The sequence below is a fragment of the Sulfurospirillum sp. 1307 genome (assembly GCF_054408545.1).
Window position 1 is genome coordinate 122,777 of record NZ_CP176011.1, and the last position, 25,394, is coordinate 148,170.

The 25,394-nt window shown below is 30.6% G+C and carries 30 protein-coding genes; 17 read left to right on the forward strand and 13 right to left on the reverse strand.

Annotated features, from left to right (window positions below):
• Positions 1-20 precede the first annotated feature (20 nt).
• Genes ACKGJI_RS00675 through ACKGJI_RS00685 form a run of 3 tightly spaced genes read right to left on the reverse strand, consistent with a single transcriptional unit; the run spans position 21 to position 2,789 of the window.
• Positions 21-1,556, reverse strand: a complete 1,536-nt coding sequence (locus tag ACKGJI_RS00675) for a SagB/ThcOx family dehydrogenase (protein ID WP_458700644.1) — start codon at positions 1,554-1,556, stop codon at positions 21-23.
• On the reverse strand, positions 1,546-2,445 hold the full coding sequence (locus tag ACKGJI_RS00680; protein WP_458700645.1) for a DMT family transporter: 900 nt from the start codon (positions 2,443-2,445) through the stop codon (positions 1,546-1,548). The genes ACKGJI_RS00675 and ACKGJI_RS00680 overlap by 11 nt, the downstream gene beginning before the upstream one ends.
• Entirely contained in the window at positions 2,442-2,789 is a 348-nt protein-coding gene (locus ACKGJI_RS00685; RefSeq protein ID WP_458700646.1) for a winged helix-turn-helix transcriptional regulator, read from the reverse strand. Before ACKGJI_RS00685 ends, ACKGJI_RS00680 begins: the two co-directional genes overlap by 4 nt.
• A 132-nt stretch (positions 2,790-2,921) precedes the next feature.
• Between ACKGJI_RS00685 and ACKGJI_RS00690 the strand changes: the two genes are divergently transcribed.
• On the forward strand, positions 2,922-3,548 hold the full coding sequence (locus ACKGJI_RS00690) for an NAD(P)H-dependent oxidoreductase (protein ID WP_458700647.1): 627 nt from the start codon (positions 2,922-2,924) through the stop codon (positions 3,546-3,548).
• Here ACKGJI_RS00690 and ACKGJI_RS00695 read toward each other — a convergent pair.
• From ACKGJI_RS00695 to ACKGJI_RS00730, 8 genes are all read right to left on the reverse strand, one after another.
• Positions 3,516-4,130, reverse strand: a complete 615-nt coding sequence (locus ACKGJI_RS00695; RefSeq protein ID WP_458700648.1) for a choline/ethanolamine kinase family protein — start codon at positions 4,128-4,130, stop codon at positions 3,516-3,518. The two genes, ACKGJI_RS00690 and ACKGJI_RS00695, sit on opposite strands and share 33 nt — an antisense overlap.
• Positions 4,127-4,774, reverse strand: coding sequence for a thiamine ABC transporter ATP-binding protein (locus ACKGJI_RS00700; protein ID WP_458700649.1), 648 nt, complete (start codon positions 4,772-4,774; stop codon positions 4,127-4,129). Before ACKGJI_RS00700 ends, ACKGJI_RS00695 begins: the two co-directional genes overlap by 4 nt.
• Complete coding sequence (locus ACKGJI_RS00705) at positions 4,767-6,383, reverse strand: ABC transporter permease subunit (RefSeq protein WP_458700650.1); 1,617 nt, start codon at positions 6,381-6,383, stop codon at positions 4,767-4,769. Before ACKGJI_RS00705 ends, ACKGJI_RS00700 begins: the two co-directional genes overlap by 8 nt.
• The gene (gene thiB / locus ACKGJI_RS00710) at positions 6,359-7,357 is read right to left on the reverse strand and encodes a thiamine ABC transporter substrate binding subunit (protein WP_458700651.1); all 999 of its coding nucleotides are present in this window, start codon (positions 7,355-7,357) and stop codon (positions 6,359-6,361) included. Before thiB ends, ACKGJI_RS00705 begins: the two co-directional genes overlap by 25 nt.
• Positions 7,358-7,476: 119 nt before the next feature.
• On the reverse strand, positions 7,477-7,839 hold the full coding sequence (locus ACKGJI_RS00715) for a type II toxin-antitoxin system PemK/MazF family toxin (protein WP_458700652.1): 363 nt from the start codon (positions 7,837-7,839) through the stop codon (positions 7,477-7,479).
• The gene (locus ACKGJI_RS00720; RefSeq protein WP_458700653.1) at positions 7,829-8,068 is read right to left on the reverse strand and encodes a hypothetical protein; all 240 of its coding nucleotides are present in this window, start codon (positions 8,066-8,068) and stop codon (positions 7,829-7,831) included. The genes ACKGJI_RS00715 and ACKGJI_RS00720 overlap by 11 nt, the downstream gene beginning before the upstream one ends.
• Before the next feature lie 147 nt (positions 8,069-8,215).
• Positions 8,216-8,938: a transposase gene (locus ACKGJI_RS00725; RefSeq protein WP_458700654.1), complete on the reverse strand. Its 723-nt coding sequence runs from the start codon at positions 8,936-8,938 to the stop codon at positions 8,216-8,218.
• The gene (locus ACKGJI_RS00730; protein ID WP_458700656.1) at positions 8,907-9,581 is read right to left on the reverse strand and encodes a transposase; all 675 of its coding nucleotides are present in this window, start codon (positions 9,579-9,581) and stop codon (positions 8,907-8,909) included. The genes ACKGJI_RS00725 and ACKGJI_RS00730 overlap by 32 nt, the downstream gene beginning before the upstream one ends.
• Before the next feature lie 474 nt (positions 9,582-10,055).
• On the opposite strand from ACKGJI_RS00730, the gene ACKGJI_RS00735 reads away from it, so the two are divergent.
• From ACKGJI_RS00735 to ACKGJI_RS00780, 10 genes are all read left to right on the forward strand, one after another.
• Entirely contained in the window at positions 10,056-11,183 is a 1,128-nt protein-coding gene (locus tag ACKGJI_RS00735; RefSeq protein ID WP_458700657.1) for an ABC transporter permease, read from the forward strand.
• The gene (locus tag ACKGJI_RS00740) at positions 11,180-11,908 is read left to right on the forward strand and encodes an ABC transporter ATP-binding protein (RefSeq protein WP_458700658.1); all 729 of its coding nucleotides are present in this window, start codon (positions 11,180-11,182) and stop codon (positions 11,906-11,908) included. Before ACKGJI_RS00735 ends, ACKGJI_RS00740 begins: the two co-directional genes overlap by 4 nt.
• On the forward strand, positions 11,909-12,874 hold the full coding sequence (locus tag ACKGJI_RS00745) for an MlaD family protein (RefSeq protein WP_458700659.1): 966 nt from the start codon (positions 11,909-11,911) through the stop codon (positions 12,872-12,874). It begins immediately after the preceding gene.
• Positions 12,871-13,455 (forward strand): ABC-type transport auxiliary lipoprotein family protein, encoded by a 585-nt coding sequence (locus ACKGJI_RS00750; RefSeq protein ID WP_458700660.1) that lies wholly within the window; start codon positions 12,871-12,873, stop codon positions 13,453-13,455. The genes ACKGJI_RS00745 and ACKGJI_RS00750 overlap by 4 nt, the downstream gene beginning before the upstream one ends.
• Positions 13,445-14,479: an AI-2E family transporter gene (locus ACKGJI_RS00755; RefSeq protein WP_458700661.1), complete on the forward strand. Its 1,035-nt coding sequence runs from the start codon at positions 13,445-13,447 to the stop codon at positions 14,477-14,479. Before ACKGJI_RS00750 ends, ACKGJI_RS00755 begins: the two co-directional genes overlap by 11 nt.
• Positions 14,480-14,848: 369 nt before the next feature.
• The gene (locus tag ACKGJI_RS00760; protein ID WP_458700662.1) at positions 14,849-15,064 is read left to right on the forward strand and encodes a DUF1104 domain-containing protein; all 216 of its coding nucleotides are present in this window, start codon (positions 14,849-14,851) and stop codon (positions 15,062-15,064) included.
• A complete protein-coding gene (locus ACKGJI_RS00765) occupies positions 15,061-15,729 on the forward strand; it encodes a response regulator transcription factor (RefSeq protein WP_458700663.1) in 669 nt (222 codons plus the stop codon). Before ACKGJI_RS00760 ends, ACKGJI_RS00765 begins: the two co-directional genes overlap by 4 nt.
• Positions 15,692-16,870 carry a sensor histidine kinase gene (locus ACKGJI_RS00770; RefSeq protein ID WP_458700664.1) on the forward strand — a complete coding sequence of 393 codons (1,179 nt, stop codon included), beginning with the start codon at positions 15,692-15,694 and terminating at the stop codon, positions 16,868-16,870. Before ACKGJI_RS00765 ends, ACKGJI_RS00770 begins: the two co-directional genes overlap by 38 nt.
• Entirely contained in the window at positions 16,843-17,190 is a 348-nt protein-coding gene (locus tag ACKGJI_RS00775; protein ID WP_458700665.1) for a hypothetical protein, read from the forward strand. The genes ACKGJI_RS00770 and ACKGJI_RS00775 overlap by 28 nt, the downstream gene beginning before the upstream one ends.
• Before the next feature lie 370 nt (positions 17,191-17,560).
• Complete coding sequence (locus ACKGJI_RS00780) at positions 17,561-17,857, forward strand: c-type cytochrome (protein ID WP_458700666.1); 297 nt, start codon at positions 17,561-17,563, stop codon at positions 17,855-17,857.
• A gap of 12 nt (positions 17,858-17,869) precedes the next feature.
• On the opposite strand, the gene ACKGJI_RS00785 is transcribed toward ACKGJI_RS00780, so the two are convergent.
• Complete coding sequence (locus ACKGJI_RS00785) at positions 17,870-18,505, reverse strand: class I SAM-dependent methyltransferase (RefSeq protein WP_458700667.1); 636 nt, start codon at positions 18,503-18,505, stop codon at positions 17,870-17,872.
• A 67-nt stretch (positions 18,506-18,572) separates the two neighbouring features.
• Between ACKGJI_RS00785 and ACKGJI_RS00790 the strand changes: the two genes are divergently transcribed.
• From ACKGJI_RS00790 to ACKGJI_RS00815, 6 genes are all read left to right on the forward strand, one after another.
• Positions 18,573-19,727, forward strand: a complete 1,155-nt coding sequence (locus ACKGJI_RS00790) for an ABC transporter substrate-binding protein (RefSeq protein ID WP_458700668.1) — start codon at positions 18,573-18,575, stop codon at positions 19,725-19,727.
• Positions 19,717-21,336, forward strand: coding sequence for an ATP-binding protein (locus tag ACKGJI_RS00795; RefSeq protein ID WP_458700669.1), 1,620 nt, complete (start codon positions 19,717-19,719; stop codon positions 21,334-21,336). Before ACKGJI_RS00790 ends, ACKGJI_RS00795 begins: the two co-directional genes overlap by 11 nt.
• A 1-nt stretch (position 21,337) precedes the next feature.
• A complete protein-coding gene (locus ACKGJI_RS00800; RefSeq protein ID WP_458700670.1) occupies positions 21,338-22,000 on the forward strand; it encodes a response regulator in 663 nt (220 codons plus the stop codon).
• Position 22,001: 1 nt separating this feature from the next.
• Complete coding sequence (locus ACKGJI_RS00805; RefSeq protein ID WP_458700671.1) at positions 22,002-22,529, forward strand: peptidylprolyl isomerase; 528 nt, start codon at positions 22,002-22,004, stop codon at positions 22,527-22,529.
• Between the two features lie 82 nt (positions 22,530-22,611).
• Positions 22,612-22,950, forward strand: a complete 339-nt coding sequence (locus tag ACKGJI_RS00810; protein ID WP_458700672.1) for a P-II family nitrogen regulator — start codon at positions 22,612-22,614, stop codon at positions 22,948-22,950.
• A 69-nt stretch (positions 22,951-23,019) separates the two neighbouring features.
• Complete coding sequence (locus ACKGJI_RS00815; RefSeq protein ID WP_458700673.1) at positions 23,020-24,201, forward strand: ammonium transporter; 1,182 nt, start codon at positions 23,020-23,022, stop codon at positions 24,199-24,201.
• Here the strand turns inward: ACKGJI_RS00815 and ACKGJI_RS00820 are convergent.
• Positions 24,198-25,373 carry a diaminopropionate ammonia-lyase gene (locus ACKGJI_RS00820; RefSeq protein ID WP_458700674.1) on the reverse strand — a complete coding sequence of 392 codons (1,176 nt, stop codon included), beginning with the start codon at positions 25,371-25,373 and terminating at the stop codon, positions 24,198-24,200. The genes ACKGJI_RS00815 and ACKGJI_RS00820 overlap by 4 nt on opposite strands.
• Positions 25,374-25,394 lie beyond the last annotated feature (21 nt).

Consider the following 25,394-nt stretch of genomic DNA (forward strand, 5'->3'; position numbering starts at 1 on the left):
TTCAAATTATTTATTGTCTACTAGTCATCAAAAATATTTATATCTAAAATGCGATTATCTCTTAATGCTTTTCCAATTGTAAAGTGGTAGAGTGATTGAAATTGATTTGATTGAAAACCTAAAAGTTTGTGAAATAAATCATCCAAAAAACAACCAATGCCAGTTGCACTCAAATCCAGTGATGTTGCTTCTAGATAAAGTTGCTGGCCTATAGCTCCACACTCCCAATGAAGTTCTTTGTATCTGTGAGTTCCTTGACTTATTATCTCTTGGCTAAAAGGAGCTATCATGCCTAAAGAAAAAGAGTCATCACTTGCTATGTCTTGTGAACAAGAGATTTGTTTTGCAATGCTTCTAAAATCTCCACTTTTGAGTAGATACAAATCATCAGCAACCATTTCCCATAAAAATTCATTTTTGCAGACTTCTTTTAACTCTTTTAAGTATCTATTTACTCTTATGTACATGTAAAGCCCACTTTGTAAGCCTTTTACATCATGAACAAATAAAGCTAGATTAAGAAAACTCTCATCCTTATAAAAATGCTCTTTAGTGCTTTTTAGCAGTGCCAAAAAATCTTCTAGCTCTATTTTTGTATTTGATTTATCCATGTGCTGAGCACTTCTTCTTTTTAGTATTACCTCTTTTGCCTCTTTTGTTTTTTCTCTTTTTATTTTTTCGAATTCAAACGGATGAGCAAAGGCTTTGTTTTGTAGAACAGTAGCTTTTCTTACCTCTTTGATTATAGGCCAGTTTTGATGGTTGCTAGCAAGCTTGTTTGGTAGTTTATCACAAGTAAAATCAAACTCTACATGTAGAGGTTTTTTTATATCGTTTTTACTTACTAAAAGAAGTATATCAGCATGTTCTTCTTCTGCTTTTATAGGGTTTTTATCAAACCCAAAATGTTGGCTTAATTTTTTCTCTTCTATGCAAGAGATTATTTCATAATTCCAGCCCAAAGTTTTAGCACTGATTTGTGCGCTTCTTAGAGCATGACCAGCATCTAAATTTACATATCTAAAAGCTCTTTCTCCATACTTCCAAATCTCTCTATAATCAATCGAACTTATGAGCAAAAAAAATGAATCTTTTGGAAACTTATCCCATGAAAAATCCATATGACAAAGGATTTCTAAAGAGTGATGCAAAGAGTTATAGTGAGCAACACTACTTTTTTTTGATATATTTTCAATAGGTGGCAAAATTACATATGCTTCAGTTGGATGAAGATTTCCACTTGATGCATTGCATCTAAGGGCCCACTTATTTACTCCATTTGATTTTATCGATGAAATTCCAAAAGAAAATTGCAAAAATTGAGATATTGAAGCCATAGATAAAGGTATATCTTGCTTTTTATCAAATATTTCGTGATAAGGTGGTGTTTGATTTTTAAAAGAGTTTATAAGCTCAATCTTTTGTGCCGTATCGTACTGTCTAAATGGGTTTGGCTGATTGTCCCAATCTAAATATCCTAGTGATTTTGCATATCTATATGGAGTATGTTTAGTTTCTTCGTGGTATCTAAAAACTACTTGTTTATCACTTTGCATTTTGAATTTCCTTTTTTACAAACAATGAAAGATAAATCCCGCTTCCTATCAAAAAAGCCCCGATTATATGATACATGTACAATCTCTCACCTAAAAATATATAAGCTAGTATTGCTCCAAAAAATGGCATCAGATGAGTAAATTGCCCAGTTTTATTTGCTCCTATATGGTGTATGCCTTGGTGCCAAAAGTAGTAAGATAAAACTGAAGTAAACAAAGAAACATATAAAAATGCTGGATAAAACTTGATAACTAAGTGCAAATCTTCTTTTATAGAATATCCAAAAAAAGTATAAGCTAAAAATAGCCAAAAAAGACCTATGTAAACAATAGTCGTAAAAAACTCAAAATCACTTAAATTTTTTGGTTTAAACTTTACAAATACGGAGTATGCAGCCCAAGTAACAGATGAGCTTATCACCCAAAAATCGCCACTATTGAACTTTACATGTAAAAGATTTGAAAAATCTCCTTTTAGTACTAAAAAAATAACTCCAAAAGTAGATAAAAGTATGCCTATAAGTTGTCTTTGATTTATGGAAATTTTTAAAATAAAATATGAAAAAATTAGTATCAAAATAGGAACAAAAGAGTTTATCAAAAGAGCATTTGTAGCTGTTGTGCTTTGTAAACCGACATATAAAAGTGTGTTAAAAAGAGTGATTCCTAATAGTGCTAAAAAGTTAATCATAATAAAGTTTGATTTTATAGTTTGAAATATATTGTTATAGCTTTTTATAAAAATTGGAAGCATTAAAATAGCGGCTCCAAGCCACCTAAAAAAGGCTAGTTGCATAGGCTCAATTTCTTCGTGTACATATCTTCCTATGATAAAATTGCCTGACCAAAAAAGTACGCAAAGCGTTATTAAAAAATATATTCTTATCATTTTTGTGTACAAACTTGACCATGTTCTTTTACATACTCAATTCCCCAATCATACATCCCTTCAAGAACAGGCCTAAGTTTTTGTCCGATAGGAGTTAAAGAGTAAACAACTTTAGGTGGAACTTCGGCGTATACTTCTCTGTGGATTATTTTTTTTTCTTCTAGCTCTTTTAGTTTTATGCTCAAAGTTTTTTGTGTTATTTCGCTTATGAGTTCATGTAAATCTTTAAATCTTTTTTCTCCACTTAAGAGATACCAAATGATTGAAAGTTTCCATCTGTCATTAAATATATCAAGAGTAACCGCAACTGAACACACATATTCTTTGTTGTTTATAATATACATTTCTATCCTTCTTATCTGTTGATTTGTATTATATCATAACTTATATAATTTACTCTTACTTACCTAAAGTAAAGTAAGAGTAAATTAAGTAAAAAACAATTATAATTTTAAAAAATTAATTAGGAGAAATATATGAAAAATGATTTTTTAAAGGCTATGGATTTTAGACATGCTTGTAAAATATTTGATGAAAATAAAAAAATAAGCAAAGAAGACTTGCATTATATACTAGAAGTTGGAAAAAAATCACCATCTTCTTTTGGAATGGAGCCTTGGAAATTTTTAGTGGTACAAAATCTTGAATTAAAAGAAAAAATAAAACCATTTTGTTGGGATCAACCTCAAATTACTACATGTAGCGATTTAGTTATCATACTAGCAAGAATTGAAGATGTAAAACCAAGCTCAGGAGTTCCTGAAAAAAGATTTGCTAGACGAGAAATGCCTAAAGAAAAAAGAGATTTTTATCTTGATTTATATGCAAAACATTTGGCCAATACTCTAAGTAGTGATGAAAACATATTGGCTTGGACAGCTAGACAGTGCTATATTGCAGCTGGCAATATGATGAGTGCTGCTGCATTTATTGGTATAGATTCTTGTCCTATCGAAGGTTTTGAGAAAGAAAATCTTGAAAAATTATTAGAGCTTGATACTAAAAAATACCAAGTTGCAATGGTATTGCCATTTGGTTATAGACTAAATGAACAACCAGCTCAACAAAGACTACCTTTTGAAGAAGTAGTTGAGTTTAGATAATTTTCTTTGGAATTTTACTTTTTGGTTTAAATAATCTCTTTGTTTAAACCAGCTTATACATAAAAGAAGATACTTTTTTTTAAAAAAAAGTACCTTCTTATAATTTATTTGAAATTTGTTTTTAAAATAACTTTTCAAAAGTATTTTTTCTTCTTTTTTGCTTAAGTTAAATTCTATTATCAAACAAGCCAAATCAAAATAACAATCATCAAAACTTGCATATTCCCAATCAATAAATTTGATTTTTTTACCAAATATTATATTTTGTGGATTTAAATCTTTATGACAAAAAACACGCTTTTTGCTATCTTTTATAGAGTGTAATATTTTTAGAGTTTTTGCTAGATTAACGATGTCAATTCTTTTTAATTTTGTTTTGTGAATACCCTCATATAGCCCAAAACACATAATGTCTCTTTTTTTATCAAAAAATATTGGCTTTGCTCCAACTCCTTTTTTGTATGCTAGTATGGAGTTTGTAAACTCTTTTTCTACATGTAAAGATGAAATTTTTTTTATGATATAGTTTTTGTAGATGTAAGTGCTGTGTGATAGTCCTTGATTTTTTAGTCGTTTTATCATATAGCTACAGTTTTACCATCTTTTACTTCATAAACTCTATTTGCGATTTTTTTACAATCATTTAAATCGTGAGTAACCATCAAAACATAAAGCCCATTTTTTAGAGCTATTCTTTTTACCAACTCCAAAATTTTTTCTTTTGTTTGGTAATCAAGCGCAGAAAATGGCTCATCCAAAAGAAGTATAGGCTGACTTCTAAGAAGCGATCTAGCTAGTGCTACTCTTTGAGCTTCTCCTCCTGAAAGCTTGCTTGCTTTTTTATCTTCAAATCCTTCAAGCCCAAGCTCTTTTAAAATCTCTTTTGCTCTGTTTTTTTCTTCATTTGAATATGTAAAAGAGTTTTTGATTCCTAATAAAACATTTTGTAAAACTGTTAAATGCTCAAAAATATTGTAATTTTGAAAAAGAATTGTAAGAGGTCTTTTCTCAACTTCTAGTGTTGTTATATCTTGGTTTTTAAATTTTATCTCTCCACTTATCGGAGTTAAAAAGCCAGCGATTAAATCTAGCAAAGTAGATTTGCCACTACCACTTTTGCCGATAATCCCAACTATCTCACCTTTGTTTACATGTAAAGAAAAATCATAATCATATTTTTGGGATTTTTCTTTGTATGAGTATTTTAATTTTGTGATTTTAAGCATCTGATTTCCTCTCTAGTAGTTTAGGTAGAAATATAAATACACCAAGTACTAAAACTAACAACATAAGTGCAACTCCAGCACCATCTTTACTTTGGTATGAACCAATTAATTGATACAAATACCAAGGAAGAGTTGTAACTTCATCACTTCCAAAAAGTGCAATAACTCCTAAATCTCCAAGCGATAAACAAAAACTAAGAGCAAACACATAAATTGCTGGAGTTTTTATGTAGCCAAACTCACAAAAATACCATCTTTTAAGCCCGCTAAGTCCCAATGAGAGTGATAGTTTATCATATCTTTGTGCAACTTTTTGCATTGCAGGATAGATTACTGACATAGAAAAAGGAAGTGACATTAAAATATTTGCACAAATTATGGCAATTATTGCTAGATTTGGGATTTGTATCTTTAGTGATAAAAGAAAAAATCCAAGTCCGATTATCAAAGATGGGATTGCTAAGTAAACATTTGTTGAAAGAGAGATAAGTATATTTGCAATATTTGTTAAAAAAGATGCTCTTATTCTAACTTGTATAGTCCTTTTTACTTCACTAATAAAAATACTACATGTAAGAGTTAAAATAGCCGAAATAAAAGCAATGTAAAGGCTTGTGAAAAAAGACTTTATAAAAATAGGATTTGAAAAAAGTTTTGAAAAATTTGCTTCGTAACCATCTATGAAAATCGAAATCAAAGGTAAGATAAATAAAAATGAACAGATAAAAATAACAAATACTTGAAAAATCTTAGTTTTTTTTGTTTCTTTTATTGTAAAGTTGTTTGCTTTTATGTTTGAACTTGAAACTTTTATCTTTGAAGAAATTAATACTAAGATAGTTGTTATGCTCAATTGAATCAGGGCTAATTTTAAAGCCATAGGTATGTCAAAATCAAGTCTAACAGCTTCATAGATTGCAACTTCAAGTGTGTTATAAGCTGGACTTCCCCCAAGTGTTAAGACAATTGCAAAAGAACTAAAACATAGTAAAAATATTGTAATAGAAATACTTTGTAAAGTTAACTTTATAGCTGGGAATTCAACGAGTAAAAATCTTTTAAACAAAGAAAAATTCAAACTTTTTGCAAGTTTATATCTCTCTTTTGGAATTGATTCTAAGGAGTGAAGAATCGCTCTTGTTGCAAATGAGGCATTTAGATAAACATGAGCAATTAAAATGCCACTTAATCCGTAAACATAACTTCCAAGATTTATATCAAATAGATACATTAAGGCTCTGTTTATCCAGCCATTTTGTCCAAGTATCGATATAAGTCCAAAGACAACTACTAAAGTTGGAAGAACAAGCGATGAAGAAAGCAGAGCTATTAGAGTTTGCCTTCCTGTAAAATTATTTTGATGGACTAAAGACCAAGCTAGAAGAGTTCCTAAAACAATTGATATCATAGTGGATAAAAAAGCTTGAAATAGAGTAAATTTTAAAAGCGATAAAATTCTAGGGGGGATTGGAAAAAAATCATCAATACCTTCAAAATTAAAAAGTTGATATAAAAGACTAAATGCTAAAAGAAGAATCAAAAATGAAATGAGGCTTCCAAATCGAAGCCCCAAAGTTGTTTTTGTCATCTTGGAATTGAATTTAACCACTCATTTAACCAAGTTTTTCTATTTTTTTCTAAAGTTTCATCATCAATCAAAAGCATTTTTGCTGGAATTTGAAGCTCTTTAAATCCTTGTGGTAAACCTTTTTTTGTTTTAACTACCGGATAAAGCCAATTTGTTGTTGGGATAATATTTGCAAAAGTTTCGCTTTGTGTAAATTGTAAAAACTTTTTAGCTAATTCTTTGTTTTTAGAAGATTTTAGTATCGCTAAAACTTCTATTTGTCCGTAGTGTCCCTCTTTGAAATTTGCCGTTTTGTAGTTTGTTTTTTTCTCAGCTATGATGTGATAAGCAGGAGATGTAGTATAAGAAAGCACCATATCTGCTTCGCCTTTTAAAAATAATCCGTAAGCCTCACTCCAACCTTTTGTAATTGTTAAGATATGAGGAGCAAGTTTTTTCCAATATTGATTTGCTTTGTTGCCATATACTTTTTTTATCCAAAGCATAAGTCCCAAGCCTGGAGTTGAGCTTCTTGGGTCTTGTATGATGATTTTAAAATCTTTTGGCATATTTACAAGTTCATCAAAAGAATTAGGAATTTTTTTTGTTTTATTTGAATCATACACAAAAGCAAAATAACCATAATCATATGGCAAAAATACTTTATCGCTCCATTTTACAGGCAAATCAAGATTTGAAGTATCAATGCCGTGTTCTACAAACAATCCAGTCTTTCTAGCAATTCCAGCAGAGCTTGTATCTAGCCCTAAGAGTACATCAGCTTTTGTATTCTTACCTTCTAGCTGAATTTTTCGCAAAGTTCCAATCGCACTTGGAGTTGCAACAAACTTTAGATTACACCCACACTCTTTCTCAAAAGCCTCTTTCACTTTAGGCCCAGCACCCCAAGAAGCAGTAAAAGAATCATAAGTATAAACCACCAAAGTAGGTTTGTTTGCTTGTAACAGAGTTGTAGCAAAAATCAAAACTACTAAATATCGAAATAAATTTTTCATAAGTACATTCCTTTTAAGTAATAACTTTGCATAAAGTTAGTTATTGAATTTTAGCTTTTAGCCAGTTAAAGTATCATAAAAAAATCAGAAGTAAGAGGGGAAAACCTTAAACTCAATGCCTAGTTTTCTAATCCATAGTATGGATTGAGTGTTTTTAATATAGTAGAGTGTATCTCTTTTGTAAGATTTGTAGAAATAACTCCTATTTTTTTAATAAATCTTTTTTCTGAAAAACTTTTTATTTGAAAACATTCAGCTCCTGATGTTTTTGTTAAGCCTGTATCTCCATTAAGTGGTATTTTAACAATCCATAGATAATCAACATAATAATCCTTCCAGGTAGTTATTGGCACAACTATTTTGATACCAAACCTTCCTACTCTATCATCATTTACAACGATACATGGTCTTTTCTTTTGAATTTCAGAGCCAACACTTGGATCAAAATTTACCAGCCATACTTCACCCTGTTTAATGTTCATAAAAATCATCCCCTACATCCATATTTAATGCCTCGTTTTTATAATCACTATTTTTTGCAGCTTTTTCTGCACCTTTTATCCATCTATCTACCTCATTTTTTTTAACATATTCTTCAATAGCTTTATTTACTATTGAGTTTATAGAGGTTTTAAATTTTTTTTTAAGCTCAACAATTTCCGTTTTTAAATCGTGAGGCAATATTATAGTTAATTTTTCCTGTTTTACCATCTATTTTATCCTTATTTTTTTATGGTAAATTATACCATAAAATTTTATTGCAACCAAATATTAAGCAGTACACTAGCAATTTAGGTTATATAGTCAGTCCTGAAAAACCAAAAATCCAGCAGACTTGCAAATTCTAATATTTCAAGTTTACCACAATTTTAGAACCAACAAAAAAATCTGCAAATATTTTTGTCTCTCTTGGGGCTTCTCTTGTTGGATAGCATAAATTATCATCGCTATTCTCAGTAAAATAATAAGCCGGATGAAGTTATTTATCCATTTCTTGAGATTAAAAGCGCTGGCTGCAAGCAGAAGATTCATTTCATCTCCGATAAATCCTTTGAGATAGTTCCTTTCCATTCTGTGATCAGACTTGATATGTCCTATAACAGGTTCTATTGCGGCACGTCTTCTAAACTTTTCTCGTTTTATTTCTCTTTGGTATTTGGTATCTCGTTTGCGTACTTTAGAGGGGATGGAGACTTCTATACCGAGCACCTCTTTCTTTCCTTGATAACCTCTATCACAGATTGCTTCTTTGATCGGTTTATCTCTGTTTGAGAGTGCTGATGTAAGTGCGACTTCTAATGTTTTTGAATCATGCTCGTTTTTCTCATGTGCTGCGACACCGATAATGACGCCACTCTTTTTTGTTATGACAAGAGAGGCTTTGGTGCCATATTCCCATCTCTTGTGATCTTTACCTTTGCCAACTGCATAAACATGTGGTTCATGGAGTGAGTAGATCTTATGTTTGGAGTTTTTCTCTTGAAGCAATACTCTCATGTAGAGGTAGAGTGCCACTGCATATTTTTGGTGTTGTGCATCATTGAAATTTCTATCTAAAATCTCTGATAAGTGTTTTTGCAATAGTTGTTAATCGTTTCATTGCACTTCTTGCTTTTTTTATTTTCCTTGGATGTCTGAAAAATCTTAACGATATACGATGCCCCTTGATCTCTTTCATGTAGGTACGACGTAGTTGTATTTTTTCTGCTTTGGCAATTTTATGAAGATGATTGATGATTTTAATGGCAAGTTTTCCATCGGTAGGATATGTGATATTGTTCTCTTGTACTGTTGTATCAACAATAACCTGTTTCTCCTCTTTTGCATCACCGAGAAGATTGACACTCATGGCAAATATCAACTGCATTCCCTCTACTCCAATACGCTTACGAAAGTAAACCAGATCTGTAGGATGACAGGGCTCTTTTATTTGCAGTTCATCAAAGCCACAGAAGTATTGAAAGTATGGATTCTGTTTCCACTGCACTACTATCTCTTCATCGCTAAGATTTTTCAGCTGTTTTAGAAGAAGTATCCCTACCATTAAGCGTATCGGCTTGGCAGGTCTGCCATCTTTTGAATAATATTTCTCGAAACTCTCTTCAAATATTTTCCAGTCAATCGTATCTGCCAATGCGATCAAGGGATCGTTCATATCAAGCATTTGAGAGAGTGGAGGATAAAAGAGATTGGGTTGTTGTTTTTTAAGAGGAGTTTTAAGCATCTTTTTTAGTCCGTTTCGACAGGAAATTGGGTTATATTTTAAACTTTATTGGTCGAAATTATAGGATAAAAGTGCTTTTATACCCCTAAATTTAGGGATTTATTTGGTTTTTCAGGGGTGACTATATAGTACCAAGAGATAATCTGAAAGAAAAGAGTTTTATAGTGGCTAACTGGCTTTGCACGCTTGATTTTAAAAAAATACAACTAGATAAAGGTGTTATCACTAAACTTTCACCTGATGAATTGCAACAGTTAAAAACAAAAATTTGCGATTTGATATAGTTATGAAAACAAGTTAACCAATCGTTTACCCTGTTATCTTATACTTTCAATAAGCAAATTTCATATGTCTTCAAAATAATTAATAAAAATCAGGAGAGGTTTCGCCAAGCGCTTCTCCTCCTTTTTTTAGCTACCTTCTTACAAATGTGTGATATAATAAGCAAAATTGGATATTCATTTAGGGTTTATTATGAGTCATACGCCTTTTTTTTCACAAACTATTAACAACGATGACTTGATTACTTATACATGTAAAGGTGATTGGACTTTGTTACATGTAAATAAAATCTATAAAACCATCAATAATACCCATAAAAACAAAACAATTATTTTTGATTTTAATGATATAAATTCGTTTGATACAAATGGTATCGTGTTACTGCTTGATTGGATGAATAAATTAGAAACAAGAGGATGTGAAGTAAAAACAAAAGGTGGAAGTGATAAATTTTTAAAACTTTTTGGAGTTTGCAAAAAGAATTTTCCAAAACAGATTGTAATTTCTCCTCCAAAAGAAACTTTTAGCGAATTTTTTTACAGTATTGGAAAGACTACACTAAACTCTTTTTCTACGCTTATTAACTTTTTTTCTTTTGTCGGAGGTATGAGCTCAGCTATTTTAAAACTCCTACTAATTCCTCATAAGATTCGTTTTAAAGCTACATTTTTTCACATAGAAAATAGTGGATTAAGAGCAATTCCGATTATATTTTTAACATCTTTTTTGATTGGTGTTGTAATCGCTTTTCAAGGTGCAGTTCAGCTTGAAAAGTTTGGTGCAAATATTTTTATTGTTGAAATGGTAGCAATCTCAGTTGCAAGAGAGTTAGCCCCACTTTTAACAGCCATTGTCATTGCAGGACGAAGTGCAAGTTCATTTAGTGCTGAAATTGGAGTTATGAAGATAACTGAAGAGATTGATGCTATGAAAACGATGGGATTTTCTGTTTGGAATTTTTTGATTATTCCAAGAGTTTTTGCTCTTATGCTTTCTCTTCCTTTACTTGTATTTTTTGCAGATATTGTTTCAATCTCAGGAGGTATGGTCGTAGCTTCAGCAAAACTAGGAATTGGTTTTGAAGAGTTTTTAGCTCGTATGCAAGAGAGTGTTGAAATAAAACATGTGATTATTGGGCTTGTAAAAGCTCCTATATTTGGTTTGATTGTAGCATCTATCGGGTGTTTTAGAGGATTTCAGATAAGCGGAAGTACTCAAAGCGTTGGCAAATACACAACCATAAGCGTTGTTAATGCTATCTTTTGGGTGATTGCCATGGATGCATTGATTTCAGTACTTTTAACGGAGATTGGACTTTGAGTATCATAAAAGCAAAAGAGATAGTCACTAAGTTTGATTCAAATGTAATTCACGATAAAATAAGTTTTGAGGTAAATGAGGGAGAGATATTTGGTATCTTAGGAGGCAGTGGAAGCGGTAAAACTACGATTTTGCGAGAGATAATCCTTCTTGGAGAATATCAAAGTGGAGAGTATGAAGTACTTGGTAAAAATTTAAAAAATTTAAGTGACAGCCAAAAGCATGATTTAATGAGTAATTGGGGAGTTTTGTTTCAATTTGGAGCATTGTTTAGTTCACTTAATGTGATTGAAAATATTTCAATAGCACTTAAAGAGTATACAAACTTAACAAATGATATGATATTAAAATCAGCTTTGACTAAACTAAGTATGGTTGGACTTCCTAGCAAAAGTGCTTATTTGTATCCTAGTGAGTTAAGTGGAGGGATGAAAAAAAGAGTTGGTTTGGCAAGAGCTTTGATTAGAGATCCAAAGATTTTATTTTTAGATGAGCCAACAAGTGGACTTGATCCAAAAAGTGCTAGAGATTTTGATGAACTTATAGTTGCACTAAGAGATACTTTGGGCATTACAGTAGTTATGGTAACTCACGATAAAGAGACGATTAAATCAAGTTTAGATAGATTTATTATCTTAGGAGATAAAAAAATCAAGTTTGAAGGTACATTTAGTGAGTTGAAAAAAAGTCAAGATGAAAGTTTAAGAGAGTTTTGGGAAGATTAAATGGAAAATAGAGTTAGTTACATAATAGTTGGAATTTTTGTTTTTGTTCTTGGACTCTCTACCGCTGGTTTTATACTTTGGCTTGGAAAATACGCTCATAATGAAGCATATACTTACTACAAAGTTATCACAAAAGATAGTGTTTCAGGCTTAAATCTAAAAGCCCCTGTGAAATTAAGAGGAGTTAGTGTTGGAGAAGTTAAAGACATATACATAAGCAAAGAAAATTCTGAAGATGTAGTTATCTTGATACAAGTAAAAGAGGGAACTCCTATAAAAGAAGATACTTATGCACTTATTAGTTTACAAGGTATTACAGGGCTTAGTTATGTAGAGCTTACTGGAGGAAGTAATAATGCACCTTTTTTAAAAACAAAAGAGGGTAAACTAGGTGTCATTTATACAAAATCTTCAATGTTAAAAAGAGTAGATGAAAGTATAAGTGAAATAGGAGAAAAAACTCAAAAGATTTTGGATAAAACACAGCGTGTGATGAGTGATAAAAACATAAAAAATATTGAATTGATTTTACAAAATTTTGCAGATGCTACAAATTCTCTCAATAAAACTTTAAATATGATAAATAAACAAGAAAAAGATTTAAAAGATGTTTTAATTGGTATGAAAAAAACTGAACAATCAGCTACTGAGGCATTTGATAAAATTTCAAAAATGGCTGAAATTTGGTCGGTATCAGGTGATAAAACTCTTGCTAAGATGAGTGGGGCATCTGATACTACTTCAAGAGTGATGAATAGTTTAAATAAAAAGCTAAATGATGGAAGTTTGGATTTAGATATCATCATAAGAGAAAATCTTCTTCCAGTTCAAAGAGATTTAGAAGATTTAAGAACTCTTATAAACGAGGTAAATTCTTTGGTTGAAAATCTAAAAGATAGTCCAAGTGATATCTTATGGAAAAAGAGTGAGATAAGCGAAGCTCCAAATGAAAAGGTAGAAAAATGAGATTTTCTTGGCTGATTGTATTAGTTTTGGTTTTAACAGGATGTAGTTTAAAAGAGGTTCAAACAAGACCAGTTGAGTATAAGTTAGAAGTTAGCACAAATCAATATATAGAACCAAAAAATGATAAAAGAGTTTTAAGAGTACAAAGATGTGAGGGTGATAGGGTTGCTAATAGTAGATTTTTATTTTATAAACAAAACTCAGCTATAAAACCGTATAAGTATGCAAGATGGAGTGAAATTCCATCTGTTAGATTACAACAAATCTTGACTGAGGCACTTGAAAATCAGCATATATTTTCTTCAGTTGTCTCAAGCTCATCCTTTGTAGTAGCAAATCTATTTTTAGAAAGTATTATTGAAAATTTTGAAGAGTTATATGTAAAAGAAAAATCATTTGTACATGTAAAGATTAGATTTAGGCTTGTTTCTAGGAAAAATGCTAAGTTAATAGATTCTAAGTTGATTGAGCATAAGATTGAAGTGAAAGAAAAAAATACGAAAGCAGTTATAAAAGCTTATCAAAAAGCATTAGGTTTGGTTATAAAAGATTTAAGCGAGTGGCTATATAATGCAAAATGAAAAATTTAATGTTTATAGATTTTTAGTAGGCTTTGCTGCATTTGTTATTGTCATTGCTGGTATAAAAGCAGCCTCTAGTATAGTTGTGCCAATCCTTTTATCTGTTTTTATAGCAACTATTTCAGCTCCTGCAATTTTTAAGTTAGAAAAATTTGGGATACCAAAGATTGTTGCCTTTTTTATAGTACTATCTTTTGTAGTTTTTATACTTTTAGGGTTTGTATATATCCTCTCAACTTCGCTTGATAGTTTTTTAGCTAATACTCCAGTATACAGCTCAAAAATCATTAGTCTTATTGGCTCTTTAAAAGATGTTTTAGAAAAATTTGGGATTATTGTTTCAAAGAGTGATTTAGAAACTATGTTTAATCCAAGTGGTGCTTTAAACTTCGCAGGAGGTTTTTTAAAATCTTTTAGTGCGGTTCTTTCAAAATCATTTTTGATTTTTTTAGGCGTAACTTTTATGCTTTTTGAATCTTCAAGTTTAAAAACAAAGATATATTTACTAACAGACAAAGAAAATTCAAGCAAGAATCCATTTGATGAATTTAGTGAGAAATTAAATAGTTATCTTGCTATAAAAAGTATCGTAAGTTTGATAACAGGAGCGTGTATAAGCTTAGGGCTTAGCATCATTGGTGTGGATTTTGCACTTTTACTTGGTGTTATTGCATTTTTGCTAAATTTCATCCCTGCTATTGGCTCAATCCTGGCTGCAATTCCTGCTATATTAGTGGCTTTAGTTGGGCTTGATTTAAACTCTGTTTTTTGGGTAGTATTGCTTTATCTTGGTGTAAATGTTTTGATGGGAAATATAATAGAGCCTAAATTTTTAGGAAAAGGTTTAGGACTTAGTGTTTTAGTGATTTTTATATCTTTATTGTTTTGGGGCTGGGTTTTGGGTTCAGTTGGTATGTTTTTAGCTGTTCCAATTAGTATGACTTTAAAATTGGCACTTGAATCAAACCCAAAAACAAAAAAAATTGCTATGCTGTTAGGCACAATAGATGAAAAACAAAGTTAAGGGCACCTCTAAAAACCCTAAAAGGTCCCAGAGGGAAGAAAAAAAGATGAGATTGTAAAAAATCTTTTTTGAAGCGTAGCCGTAGCTACGGTGATAAAAAGTTTTTTGCAAGATCGCTTTTTTTATCCCTCCCGTAGGGCTTTTCATAGAGAGTAGTACTCGGCGTTAGATAACCTTCAATGTAGCTATGGCTACACTGAAGAACATCTGCCTTGATTACAACTCTCTATGAAAAGCTGAGACCATTTAGGGTTATTAGAGGTGCCCTTAAGTTTTATACCAATTAAAAATTGATATAAAACTTAAAATGTGAGGAAAATTCACAATAAATTCACTTTAAAACAATACAATTTTATTAGGAGTTAGCATATGAAGTATATTTTGATTTTTATGTTTGGTTTTACTTTTCTTTTTGCAAAAGTTGATTACTCTGAGATGAGTACTGAAGAGCTTTTTGCAATGATTGGATATGTAAAAAAAGAGAATAAAAAAGATTTTGCAAAAGAGCTTGAGATGCGTTTTCCTAAGATGAGTGAAAAAGAAAAGAAAGTATATATCAAAAACTTAGATAAGATAAAAAAATGAATAAGATTTTATTTTTAGAGGATGATGTAAATTTAAATGAAACAGTGTGCGAATTTTTAGAAGAAAGTGGGTTTGAAGTAACTAGTGTGTATGATGGAATTGAAGCTAGCGATGCAATATATGAAAACTCTTACGATCTTTTGATACTTGATGTAAATGTTCCTGGAATCAATGGATTTGAATTATTAAAAAACCTAAGAGAACAAGACATTAAAACTCCAGCACTTTTTTTGACTTCCTTAAACTCCATTGATGATGTGGAGATTGGATTTGAGAGCGGTTGTGATGATTATATAAGAAAACCTTTTGAGTTAAAAGAGTTACTTTTAAGGGTAAAAACACTTTTAAAAAGAGAGTTTTTTCACAACAAAAAAGATACCATAAAAATCGATGAAAACATAGAATATAATGCGCTAGATAACTCTTTACATGTAGAAGGTAAAGAGGTAAAACTTCAAAACAAAGAAGCACTTCTTTTAAAGCTTTTTTTACAAAAAAAAGAGCAAATAATCTCTCACGAAGTCATACTAAATACACTTTGGGATTATGATGAGAGTCCAAGTGATAGTGCTCTTAGAACTTATATAAAAAATCTACGCAAAATCATAGGAAAAGAGAGGATAATTAGTGTTAAAAAGCTGGGATACAAATTTACTCTCAAGTGAGAAAAAAACACTTTTTTCGTTTTTTATTCTTTATTTGATTTTTACTATTACTCTTTTATCAATCTTGGGTTACATGTACTATAATTTTCAAAAAGATTTGATTTTACAAAAATATAGAATTGAGCTTTCAAATTTAGCAAATGAACAAATTTCAAGATTAAAACAACTTCATAGAAACTTTGACAAGCAAAGAGTATATCCAAGAGACAAAAGATTTAATTCAGCCATATATGATAGTTCATATAAAAAAATTTTTTCAACTTTTGATGCAGATGAGATAGATTTTTCAAAAGTAATTTATATGAAAGATGGAAAAATTTATCTTATAAAAGAGCCAGAATCTTACTACCTTGGAACTAAATACTTAGTTCTAGAAGTTAAAGAAGAGACAAATTGGTTGCAAAGTAGATTAAAAACTATGTTATTTTATGGTTTCATTATATTTTTTTTGTTAGTTGTGTTTGGATATTTTTTGATGAAACTTTTACTAAAGCCTATGAGAGAAGCGATAGAACTACTTGATAGATTCATAAAAGATACAACTCATGAGTTAAATACTCCGGTAAATGCAATTATGTCAAATATCGAGATGATAGATGAAAGTAGTTTGGATGAGAAATTATCAAAAAAGATAAAAAGGATTGATATAGCAGCTAGAACAGTGTCTAATTTGTATCAAGATTTAACTTATCTTACACTAGGACATAAAATTGTCTCTACTGATGAAAATATCAACTTAAAAGAGCTAATGCTAGAGAGGCTTGAGTATTTTTCTCTTTTTGCAAATTCCAAGAAATTGGTTTTAAGTCATGATTTAGATGAGGTTTACTTAAAAATAGATAGAAAAAAAATCGCAAAACTTATAGATAATTTACTCTCAAATGCTATTAAATACAATAAGCTAAAAGGTAGTTTACATGTAGAGCTAAAGAAAAGTTATTTTATTGTAAAAGATGGCGGTAGAGGAATTGCAAAAGATAAACTTAGCTACATTACAAAAAGGTATGCAAGAGCAAATAAAAGTGTTGGTGGCTTTGGTATAGGGCTTAGTATCGTTATGATGATAGCAAGTGAGTATAATTTAAAAGTAGACATAACTTCAAAGGAGGATGAATGGACACAAGTAAAAGTATCTTGGTAAAACTCCTTTTAGCGTTTCTTTTCGCTGTCGGATTAAATGCTTCAGTTTATGAACAAAACTGTGTTAGTTGTCACGAAAAATTGCCTGTAAAAATTGATAAATTCTTTTACAGATATCTTTTAAAATATAGCTCCGAAGAAAATCTAAAAAATTCACTAAAAGATTATTTAAAAAATCCAAGCAAAGAAAAAAGTATACTCCAAGAAGAGTTGATAGATAGATTTGGCATAAAAAAACCAACAACACTAGATGAAAAAGAACTCCAAGAAGCAATTGATGAGTATTGGGAGATATATAAAGTTTTTGGTAAATTAAAATAGTTTAATTATGTTATGGACTAATACATACTATTGAAAAATAATATTATTTATTGTATACTTTTTTCAAAGAAAACATGGGAAATCTTTTTGGATTAACTACCTAAAAAGTGACGTAGAGGGTTAAGCTTAACAGCTTGACCCTTTTTTTTTGCCTGAAAAAGGCGGATGGAGTGGGTGGGAGCGTCACTTGAAAGGTTCCCATGAATTCTTTTAGGGTGGTAGCAATATTGATACTTCTTTTAGTTCTTGTAACTAAGTTGTATTAATTTACCAGCAAGAGGGATTAGTTACCCCTCTTGGCTACCGCTCTTTTCACAATCACTTCACTTTTTTATTTTATACTTTAAATATCAAAAATAAGGAGTTTGAAATGAAAAAGATAGTTTTACTTTTAACGACAGTGTTTGCCTTAACTCTTATGGCAAATGATGGAGCTAGTTTGTATAAAAAGTGCTCAGCTTGTCATGGTGCAAAGGCTGAAAAAAAAGCTTTAAACAAGTCACATGTTATTCAAGGTTGGGATAAAGAAAAAATTGTTAGTGCTTTAAAAGGCTACAAAGATGGCTCATATGGAGGAGCTATGAAAGGTCTTATGAAAGGACAAGTCTCTAGTTATAGCGATGAAGATATTCAAAAAGTTGCTGAGTATATTTCAAAGTTAAAATAAACAAGAGGGTGATTAACCCTCTTGTAATACAATAACTCGTTTGTTATCACATTTACTAACGCGTAAGTTAGTTTCTTTTGCTAAAAATTCAAATGTTTTTGATCTAAAAAAGCCTATATGAGTGGGATCTCTTCTATACCACCACTTTAAGAAATCATCTTGTTTGTTAGTGTGAAAAAGTGTCATAATAGCAATCTTTCCTCTCTTTTTTAAATGGTTTGTTAGTAACTTTAGAACTTCTTTAGGGTGCTCTAAATGTTCAAAAACTTCAGTAGAAGTAATTAAATCATATGATTTATTTTCATAAATTTTTTTAGGCTGATAAAACTTGTCATAGTAATCTACTTGTAAAGCTCTTTTTTTTAAAAGTTCAGCCAAAACTGGTGTTGGTCCGCTTCCAAAATCTAGTGCAGATTTTATTTTTTCATTTTCACAAGAAAAGTCCAAAAAATCCTCGAACATTTTTACATATCCTTGATTTTTTAAAGAATTGTTGTGTTGGTCGTATTGTTTTTTTTCATCACTTGCACTTTTGTAAAATTTTTTATCCAAAAATATATATTCACACTTAGAACAATAATAAAAAATTTTTCCTAATTCTTTATCTTCAAAACTACTTGCTATTTCGTTACAAATTTTACATTTCATTTAATTTTTCCTATTTTTAGTAAAAGTTTATTTACTAATTAAGCTATATATTGCTATTATAGCATTTATGTATAAAATTTTAATAGGATTAGTAATTACTTTAGTATTGTCATATGCTTTTTTTAACTATGGGTCATACTATAATGAAAAAGAGATACGTCTTGGAATGAGCGGACCTTTTAGTGGGACATTGAGCTCTTTAGGGGAAGAGCTTGAGATGGGTGCTAGTATATATTTTAAACATATAAATGAACAAGGCGGTATAAATGGTAGATTTTTTAGACTTATTATAAAAGATGATAAGTATGAGCCAAGAATCGCAGCAGAAAACGCAATAGACTTTATCGAAAAGTATAAAGTTTTTGCTTTTTTGGGTTTTGTTGGAACTGAAACTAGTAAAGCTGTACTTCCAATTGTAAATAAATATAGAATTCCATATATTGGAGCATTTAGTGGAGCCGGGATATTAAGAAAAGAGCCAAGAAATTCACTGATTTTAAATGGAAGAACTAGCTATGAAAAAGAGATTGAAGAGCTTATTAAATATTATGTAGATGAAAAGCATTACGAAAAAATAGGAGTTTTCTATCAGAATGATAGTTATGGAAGGTCCGGTCTTAAAGGTGTAAAAGAAGCTCTTAAAAAAAGAGATATGAAGCTTTCAGGCGAAGGAAGTTATAAAAGAAATACTTTGGCTGTAAGTCACGCTTTGTATGAGATTTCTCATCAAAATCCCGAAGTTGTAATCATGATTGGAGCAACTAAGCCAACAGCAGAATTTATAAAACGAGCAAGAGAGCATGAGCCAACAAAAAATCTTCATTTTGGTATCGTATCCTTTGTTGATTCAAGTATGTTGATGAAAGAGTTGGATGAAAAAGCAAAAAATATAGTTTTTTCACAAGTTGTGCCTTCTCCTTGGGGTTCTCTTTCAAAAGAGGTGAGAATTTATAGAAAATTAATGGACAAATATAACCCTAGAAAAGATTATAGTTATGTTTCATTAGAGGGGTATTTTGTAGCTAGGATGACTGTTGAGCTTTTTAAAAGAGTTGGAAAAAAATTTACAAAAGAAGATTTTATAGATGAGATGAGAAATCTGTATCTAGAAATTGAAAGATCAAAAGATTTAGACCAATCAAAGAGAATTTGCAAGTGCCTAAATAATGTTTATTTAACCAGATATGATGATGGAATTTTTTGGGATTTAGATGAAGAATAAAATTAAAAACCCTTTTAAAGAATTTATGGGCAGTATTGATGATATGACCATAGCAAAAAAAACAAGCTTGCTGTTTTTGATTATGGTAATTGGTATGCTCTTTATTGGAAGTTTTGCCCATATGAGCCTTAATAGAATAAAGGGTGATTTTGATATTTTATATGACAAAAGGATGATTCCTGTTATTAAACTAGAGAAGATAAAAGATATATACAGTATCAATGTCTTAGATACTTTAAGAGATGTTGAAAATAGATTAATAAGCGAAAGTGATGGAGGAGCTGTCATAAGGTTAGCTAGAGAGTTAATCATAAGAGATTGGAAAGAATATAAAGAGAGCTTAAATATAGACGAGAGTGATTGGATAGTTTCATTAGCAGTTTCTATGGGTTTGATAAAAGAAACAAAAAAAGTTGAAGATAATTCTTTAGAAGATGATATGAGAATGAATATAGAAAATAAAATTAAAAAAATTGATTCTATATTGGTAAAAATTTTTAATCTATTTAATCAAGGAAACAAAGAAAAAGCATACAAAATTTTGCAAGAAGATTTATATCCTAGTATAAATTCTATAAATATACAGCTAACTCAGTTAATAAGCTTAAATCTTGAAGCAGCTAGCTATGGTAAGCAAAGAACAGAGGCAGTTTATGATAGTACTTTTGAGTGGATTGTTGCTGCAACTGTTGGAACAATTGCAGTTGCAGCACTTTTAGCGATTGTTATATTGCAAAATATTAGATTGTTGCATAATCAATTAGAAAAAATGGTTGATGAAAAAACAAGAGAATTACAGAAACTAAATAAAGAGTTAGAAAAAAGAATTAAACATGAAGTTGAACAAAGTAGGCAAAAAGATGAGATTATGTATCGTCAATCAAGACTTGCTGCAATGGGAGAAATGGTAGGTAATATTGCTCATCAATGGAGGCAACCTTTAAATGCAATAGTTTTGATAATTCAAAGCTTTCAAATGAAAAAAATGGTTGGAAAGCTTGATGATGAGTTTATAGATGCTCAAGTACAAGAGGGTATAAAACTTGCAAGTTCTATGTCAAAAACAATAGATGATTTTAGGAACTTTTTTAAGCCAAATAAAATCGAAGAAGTTTTTAGTGTAAAAAAATCTGTAAAAGAAGCGATTGATTTAGTTTCAGCATACTATGGAAAAATAGAAATTAATATCAACTTAGTTTGTAAAGAAGATTTTGAAACATTAGGATATCCAAATGAATTTTCTCAGGTTTTGATGAATCTCTTTTCAAATTCAAAAGATGTTTTACAAGAGTTAGATGATGAAGTGAATAAACGTATAGAGGTGATAATAGAAAAAAATGATGACAATAAAAATGGAGTTATATTAGTAATTGATAATGGAGGAGGTATCAAACAAGATATCTTAGATAGGATGTTTGAACCATACTTTACGACTAAGCACCAAAGTAGTGGTACTGGGATTGGACTTTATATGTCTAAAGAAATAGTTGAAAAGCAAATGCATGGTTCAATTTGGGCTGAGAATATATCTCATAAGTTTGAAAATGATGAACAGGTATATGAGAATTGTGCTTGTATAAATATAGTAATGCCGATAAAGGAGGAATGAAATGGATTTAAATGCTCTAAAAGATTGTGTAATCTTGTATGTTGAAGATGAAGATAGTGTTCAAAATCAAACTAAAATGATTTTAAGTGATTTTGTAAAAGAGGTAAAAACTGCAAATGATGGTGAAGAGGGGCTAAAAATTGCTCTTGAAGAAGAGGTTGATTTGATTGTTACTGATATCATGATGCCTCATATGAATGGAATTGATATGTTAAAAACATTAAAATTTGAGCATGAAAAAGAAATCCCTGCGATTATAACTACAGCTTTTACTGAAACAGAGTATTTGATGGAAGCTATAAAGCTAAAAGTTGATGGGTTTATAACTAAGCCAATAAATATAAAAGATTTGATTAATTCGATATATACTGTAATGCTTCCAAAAATACAAAATGAAGAGCTTCAAGGATGCTCATATATGGTTGATGCTCTTTCAATCCTTGTTGGTGGTAAAAAGATAGAGATTTTAAAATACATAATCGATCATTTAGATAAAGATCATGTATTTTATGGTTCATACCAAGATATAATGGATGATATTGGAGTTAGTAAACCAACAGTAGTAAATATGTTTAAACAATTAATTCAAGCTGGTGTTTTAGAAAAAATCAAAAACAAAGTGTATAGATTTCAAAATACTAGATTTATAAAAGATGAGGGATAGAATGAAAAAAATTATTTTAATATTTTTCTTATTTTTTTCAACTTTTCTTTTTTCTGCAACTCCTAATGTTGTGTTTGAAACAAGTAAAGGAAAAATGGTTTTTGAGATGTATCCCCAAATTGCTCCAAAGGCAGTAGAGAATTTTACTAAGTTAGTTGAGAGCGGATATTATGATGGAATTATATTTCATAGAGTTATTAAAAATTTTATGATTCAAGGTGGTGATCCTAGTGGTACAGGTATGGGAGGAAAATCGATTTGGGGTAAACCTTTTGAAGATGAATTTAAACCAAATGTAGTTTTTAACAGAAACGGCCTTTTAGCTATGGCAAATCGTGGAAGAAATACAAATGGAAGTCAATTTTTTATAACAACAGTTCCAACACCTTGGTTAAAGGGAAGGCATACTATATTTGGAGAGCTTATTGAAGGTTATGATGTACTAGAGAAGATAGAAAATGTTGAAGTTGATTCTAGAAAAAAACCTCTTGAAGATATTAAAATAATCAAGGCTTATCTGTTAAAATGATTAAAATTTAAGCAAAAATCCGAAGTAATATATAGTAAAACTGGTTATAATTGTAAAAGTTAAAAATATTACGGAGGAAAAGATGAAAAAGATTGAAGCAATTATCAAGCCTTTTAAACTAGAGGATGTAAAGGATGCACTAACAGCTATAGAAATTACTGGTATGACAGTAAGTGAAGTAAAAGGTTACGGTCGTCAACAAGGACACTCTGAACTTTATAGAGGTGCTGAGTATGTTGTTGATTTTTTACCAAAAATCAAAATTGACATCATAGTAAATGATGCTGATGTAGATAAAGCAATAAAAGCGATTGTAGATGCAGCAAAAACTGGAAAAATTGGTGATGGAAAAATCTTTGTATCAGATGTTGAAAAAGTAGTTAGAATTAGAACTTCAGAGGAAAATGAAGAAGCAATTTAGTCACTTGATTAAAAATTAAACAACTTAGTTGCTCTTTTTTTAGTATAATTTAACTAAAAAAGGGCAGCTATGGAAATTACTCAAATAAAATACGCAATAGACTCACTATTTCTTATATTCTCAGCAGTACTTATCGTACTAATGGTTCCAGGTTTTTCTATGTTAGAAGCTGGTTTGGTTCGTACAAAAAATGTAACAGCAGTACTTACTGGTAACGTTTTATTATATGCAATTTGTTCATTTGTTTTTTTAATATTTGGATATAACTTAATGTTTGGGGGAGATGGATTTTTTCTCAATGGTGTTGAAGTTAATGGTTATAGTCCTTATGCATTTTTCTTTTTTCAAATGGCTTTTGTTAGTAAAACAGTTTCTATAATGAGTGGCGGTGTTAGTGAGAGGATAAAAATCATTCCTTTTATGGTTTTTGCTATTTTAATGAGCGGTTTTATATATCCGTTAGTTGGTCATGCTATTTGGGCTGGCGGTCTTTTAAGTGATGTTCATGATTTAGCTGGAAGTACAGTAATTCACTCAGTTGGTGGATGGGCTTTGCTAGCAGGAATTCTTGTTTTAGGTGCTAGAAATGGAAAATATACAAAAAGTGGTAAAATTAGACCAATTCCAGCTTCAAATATCCCATTAGTTACTCTAGGAGGTCTTCTTTTATGGATTGGCTGGTTTGGATTTAATGGAGGAAGTGCCTTTAATATCTCTTCAAAAGAATCTGCCGATTTAGTTGGACTCATTATACTAAATACCAATACAGCAGGTCTTGCAGGTGCAATAAGTGCAACCTTGATAATTTACGCTGAATATAAAAAACTAGATATTACCATGATATTAAATGGAGCTTTAGGAGGCTTAGTTGCAATCACCGCTGGAGCAGATGTATTTGGGCTTTGGGAGCCTATAATCATAGGAACTATTGGTGGAGCATTGGTTGTTTTTGCTGTTCCATTTTTTGATAAATTAAAGATAGATGATCCTGTTGGTGCACTTTCTGTTCACTTAGTAAATGGTATTTGGGGGACTATTGCAGTTGCTTTATTTGCAGACTTTTCTCTTTTAGTACAATTAAAAGGTGTAGTTGTTGTAGGTATTTTTGTATTTCCTATTTCATTTTTAGCATTTATTATAATCAAAAAGATAATTGGCCTTAGAAGTGATGAAGAGCATGAGTATGAAGGGCTTGATATTGAAGAGTGTGGAGTAGAGTCTTATCCTGAGTTTATCAAATCTAAAATTTAGGAATTGATTATTGTTTTGTACAATAACTCATCTGTATTGCCCTCTGTTCCAAAAAATAGAATTTTAGAGCTTTCATTTAGCTCTAAAATTTCTCTGCATTTTTTAGAGTTTTGTAAAATCAAAAACCCAGCTAATCCAGCAACTGCTGATTCGCCAGCTATGATTGAGTCTTTTTGATTTGCTAAAAACCTAATCGCATCTAAAATAGGCTCATCAGGAATTGATACAAAAGCTTTTACTTTATCTTTTAGTACTTGCCATGCTATAAGTGAAACTTCCCCGCAAGAAAGTCCAGCCATTATGGTATCTAGTTCACCTTCAATTATGGTTGGGGTTTTGTTTTTTGCACTTTTTAGCAAACAATCTGCATTTTTAGGCTCAACCATGACAAAAATTGGACTATTTTTGGGATATTTTTCTTTCATATATGATACTATCGAAGCAGCTAAACCCCCAACTCCTCCTTGCATAAATATATGCGTTGGAATATCTCGCATTTGCTCTAGAGCTTCATATACCATAACACTATAGCCTTGCATAACATCTTTTGGGATTTTTGTATATCCTTCATAAGAAGTATCAGAGATAACTATATATCCTTTTTCTTTTGCTATTTTATCTGCTATTTTAACTGACTCATCATAGTTACCTTCAATCCTATGCACAACTGCATTGTATTTTTCTATCTCTTTTTTTCTATTTTTGCTAACTTTTGAGTGGATAAATATTTCACATTTACAGCCAAACATATTAGCTCCCCAAGCAACAGATTTTCCATGATTACCATCTGTTGCACAAACTACTGTTATGTTATTTGTAAATGAAGCATATTTCTTAGAAAAGAGATCTTTTGAGTTAGCATTCATGCCTTTTTCTTTTAGTTTTTCAAGAAGTATATTTAATAGTGCATATGCTCCACCCAAGGCTTTAAAGCTTTTTAAATCAAATCTAAAGTGCTCATTTTTATAATAAATCTTAGATACACCAGTCTCTTTTGCTAAGTTATCTAATGATACTAATGGTGTTGGTTTATAATTTGGCCATGAACTTATCTCGTTAAAAGCTTTTTTAAAACCTTTTAAACTAAGTATATCTTGATTTGTATAAGGTAAGTTTGTCAAATTTTTTGAATTATCAAAAAATTCAATTTGATCAAGGTAGCTTTTTAGCATGTCATTTCCTAAAAGACACCC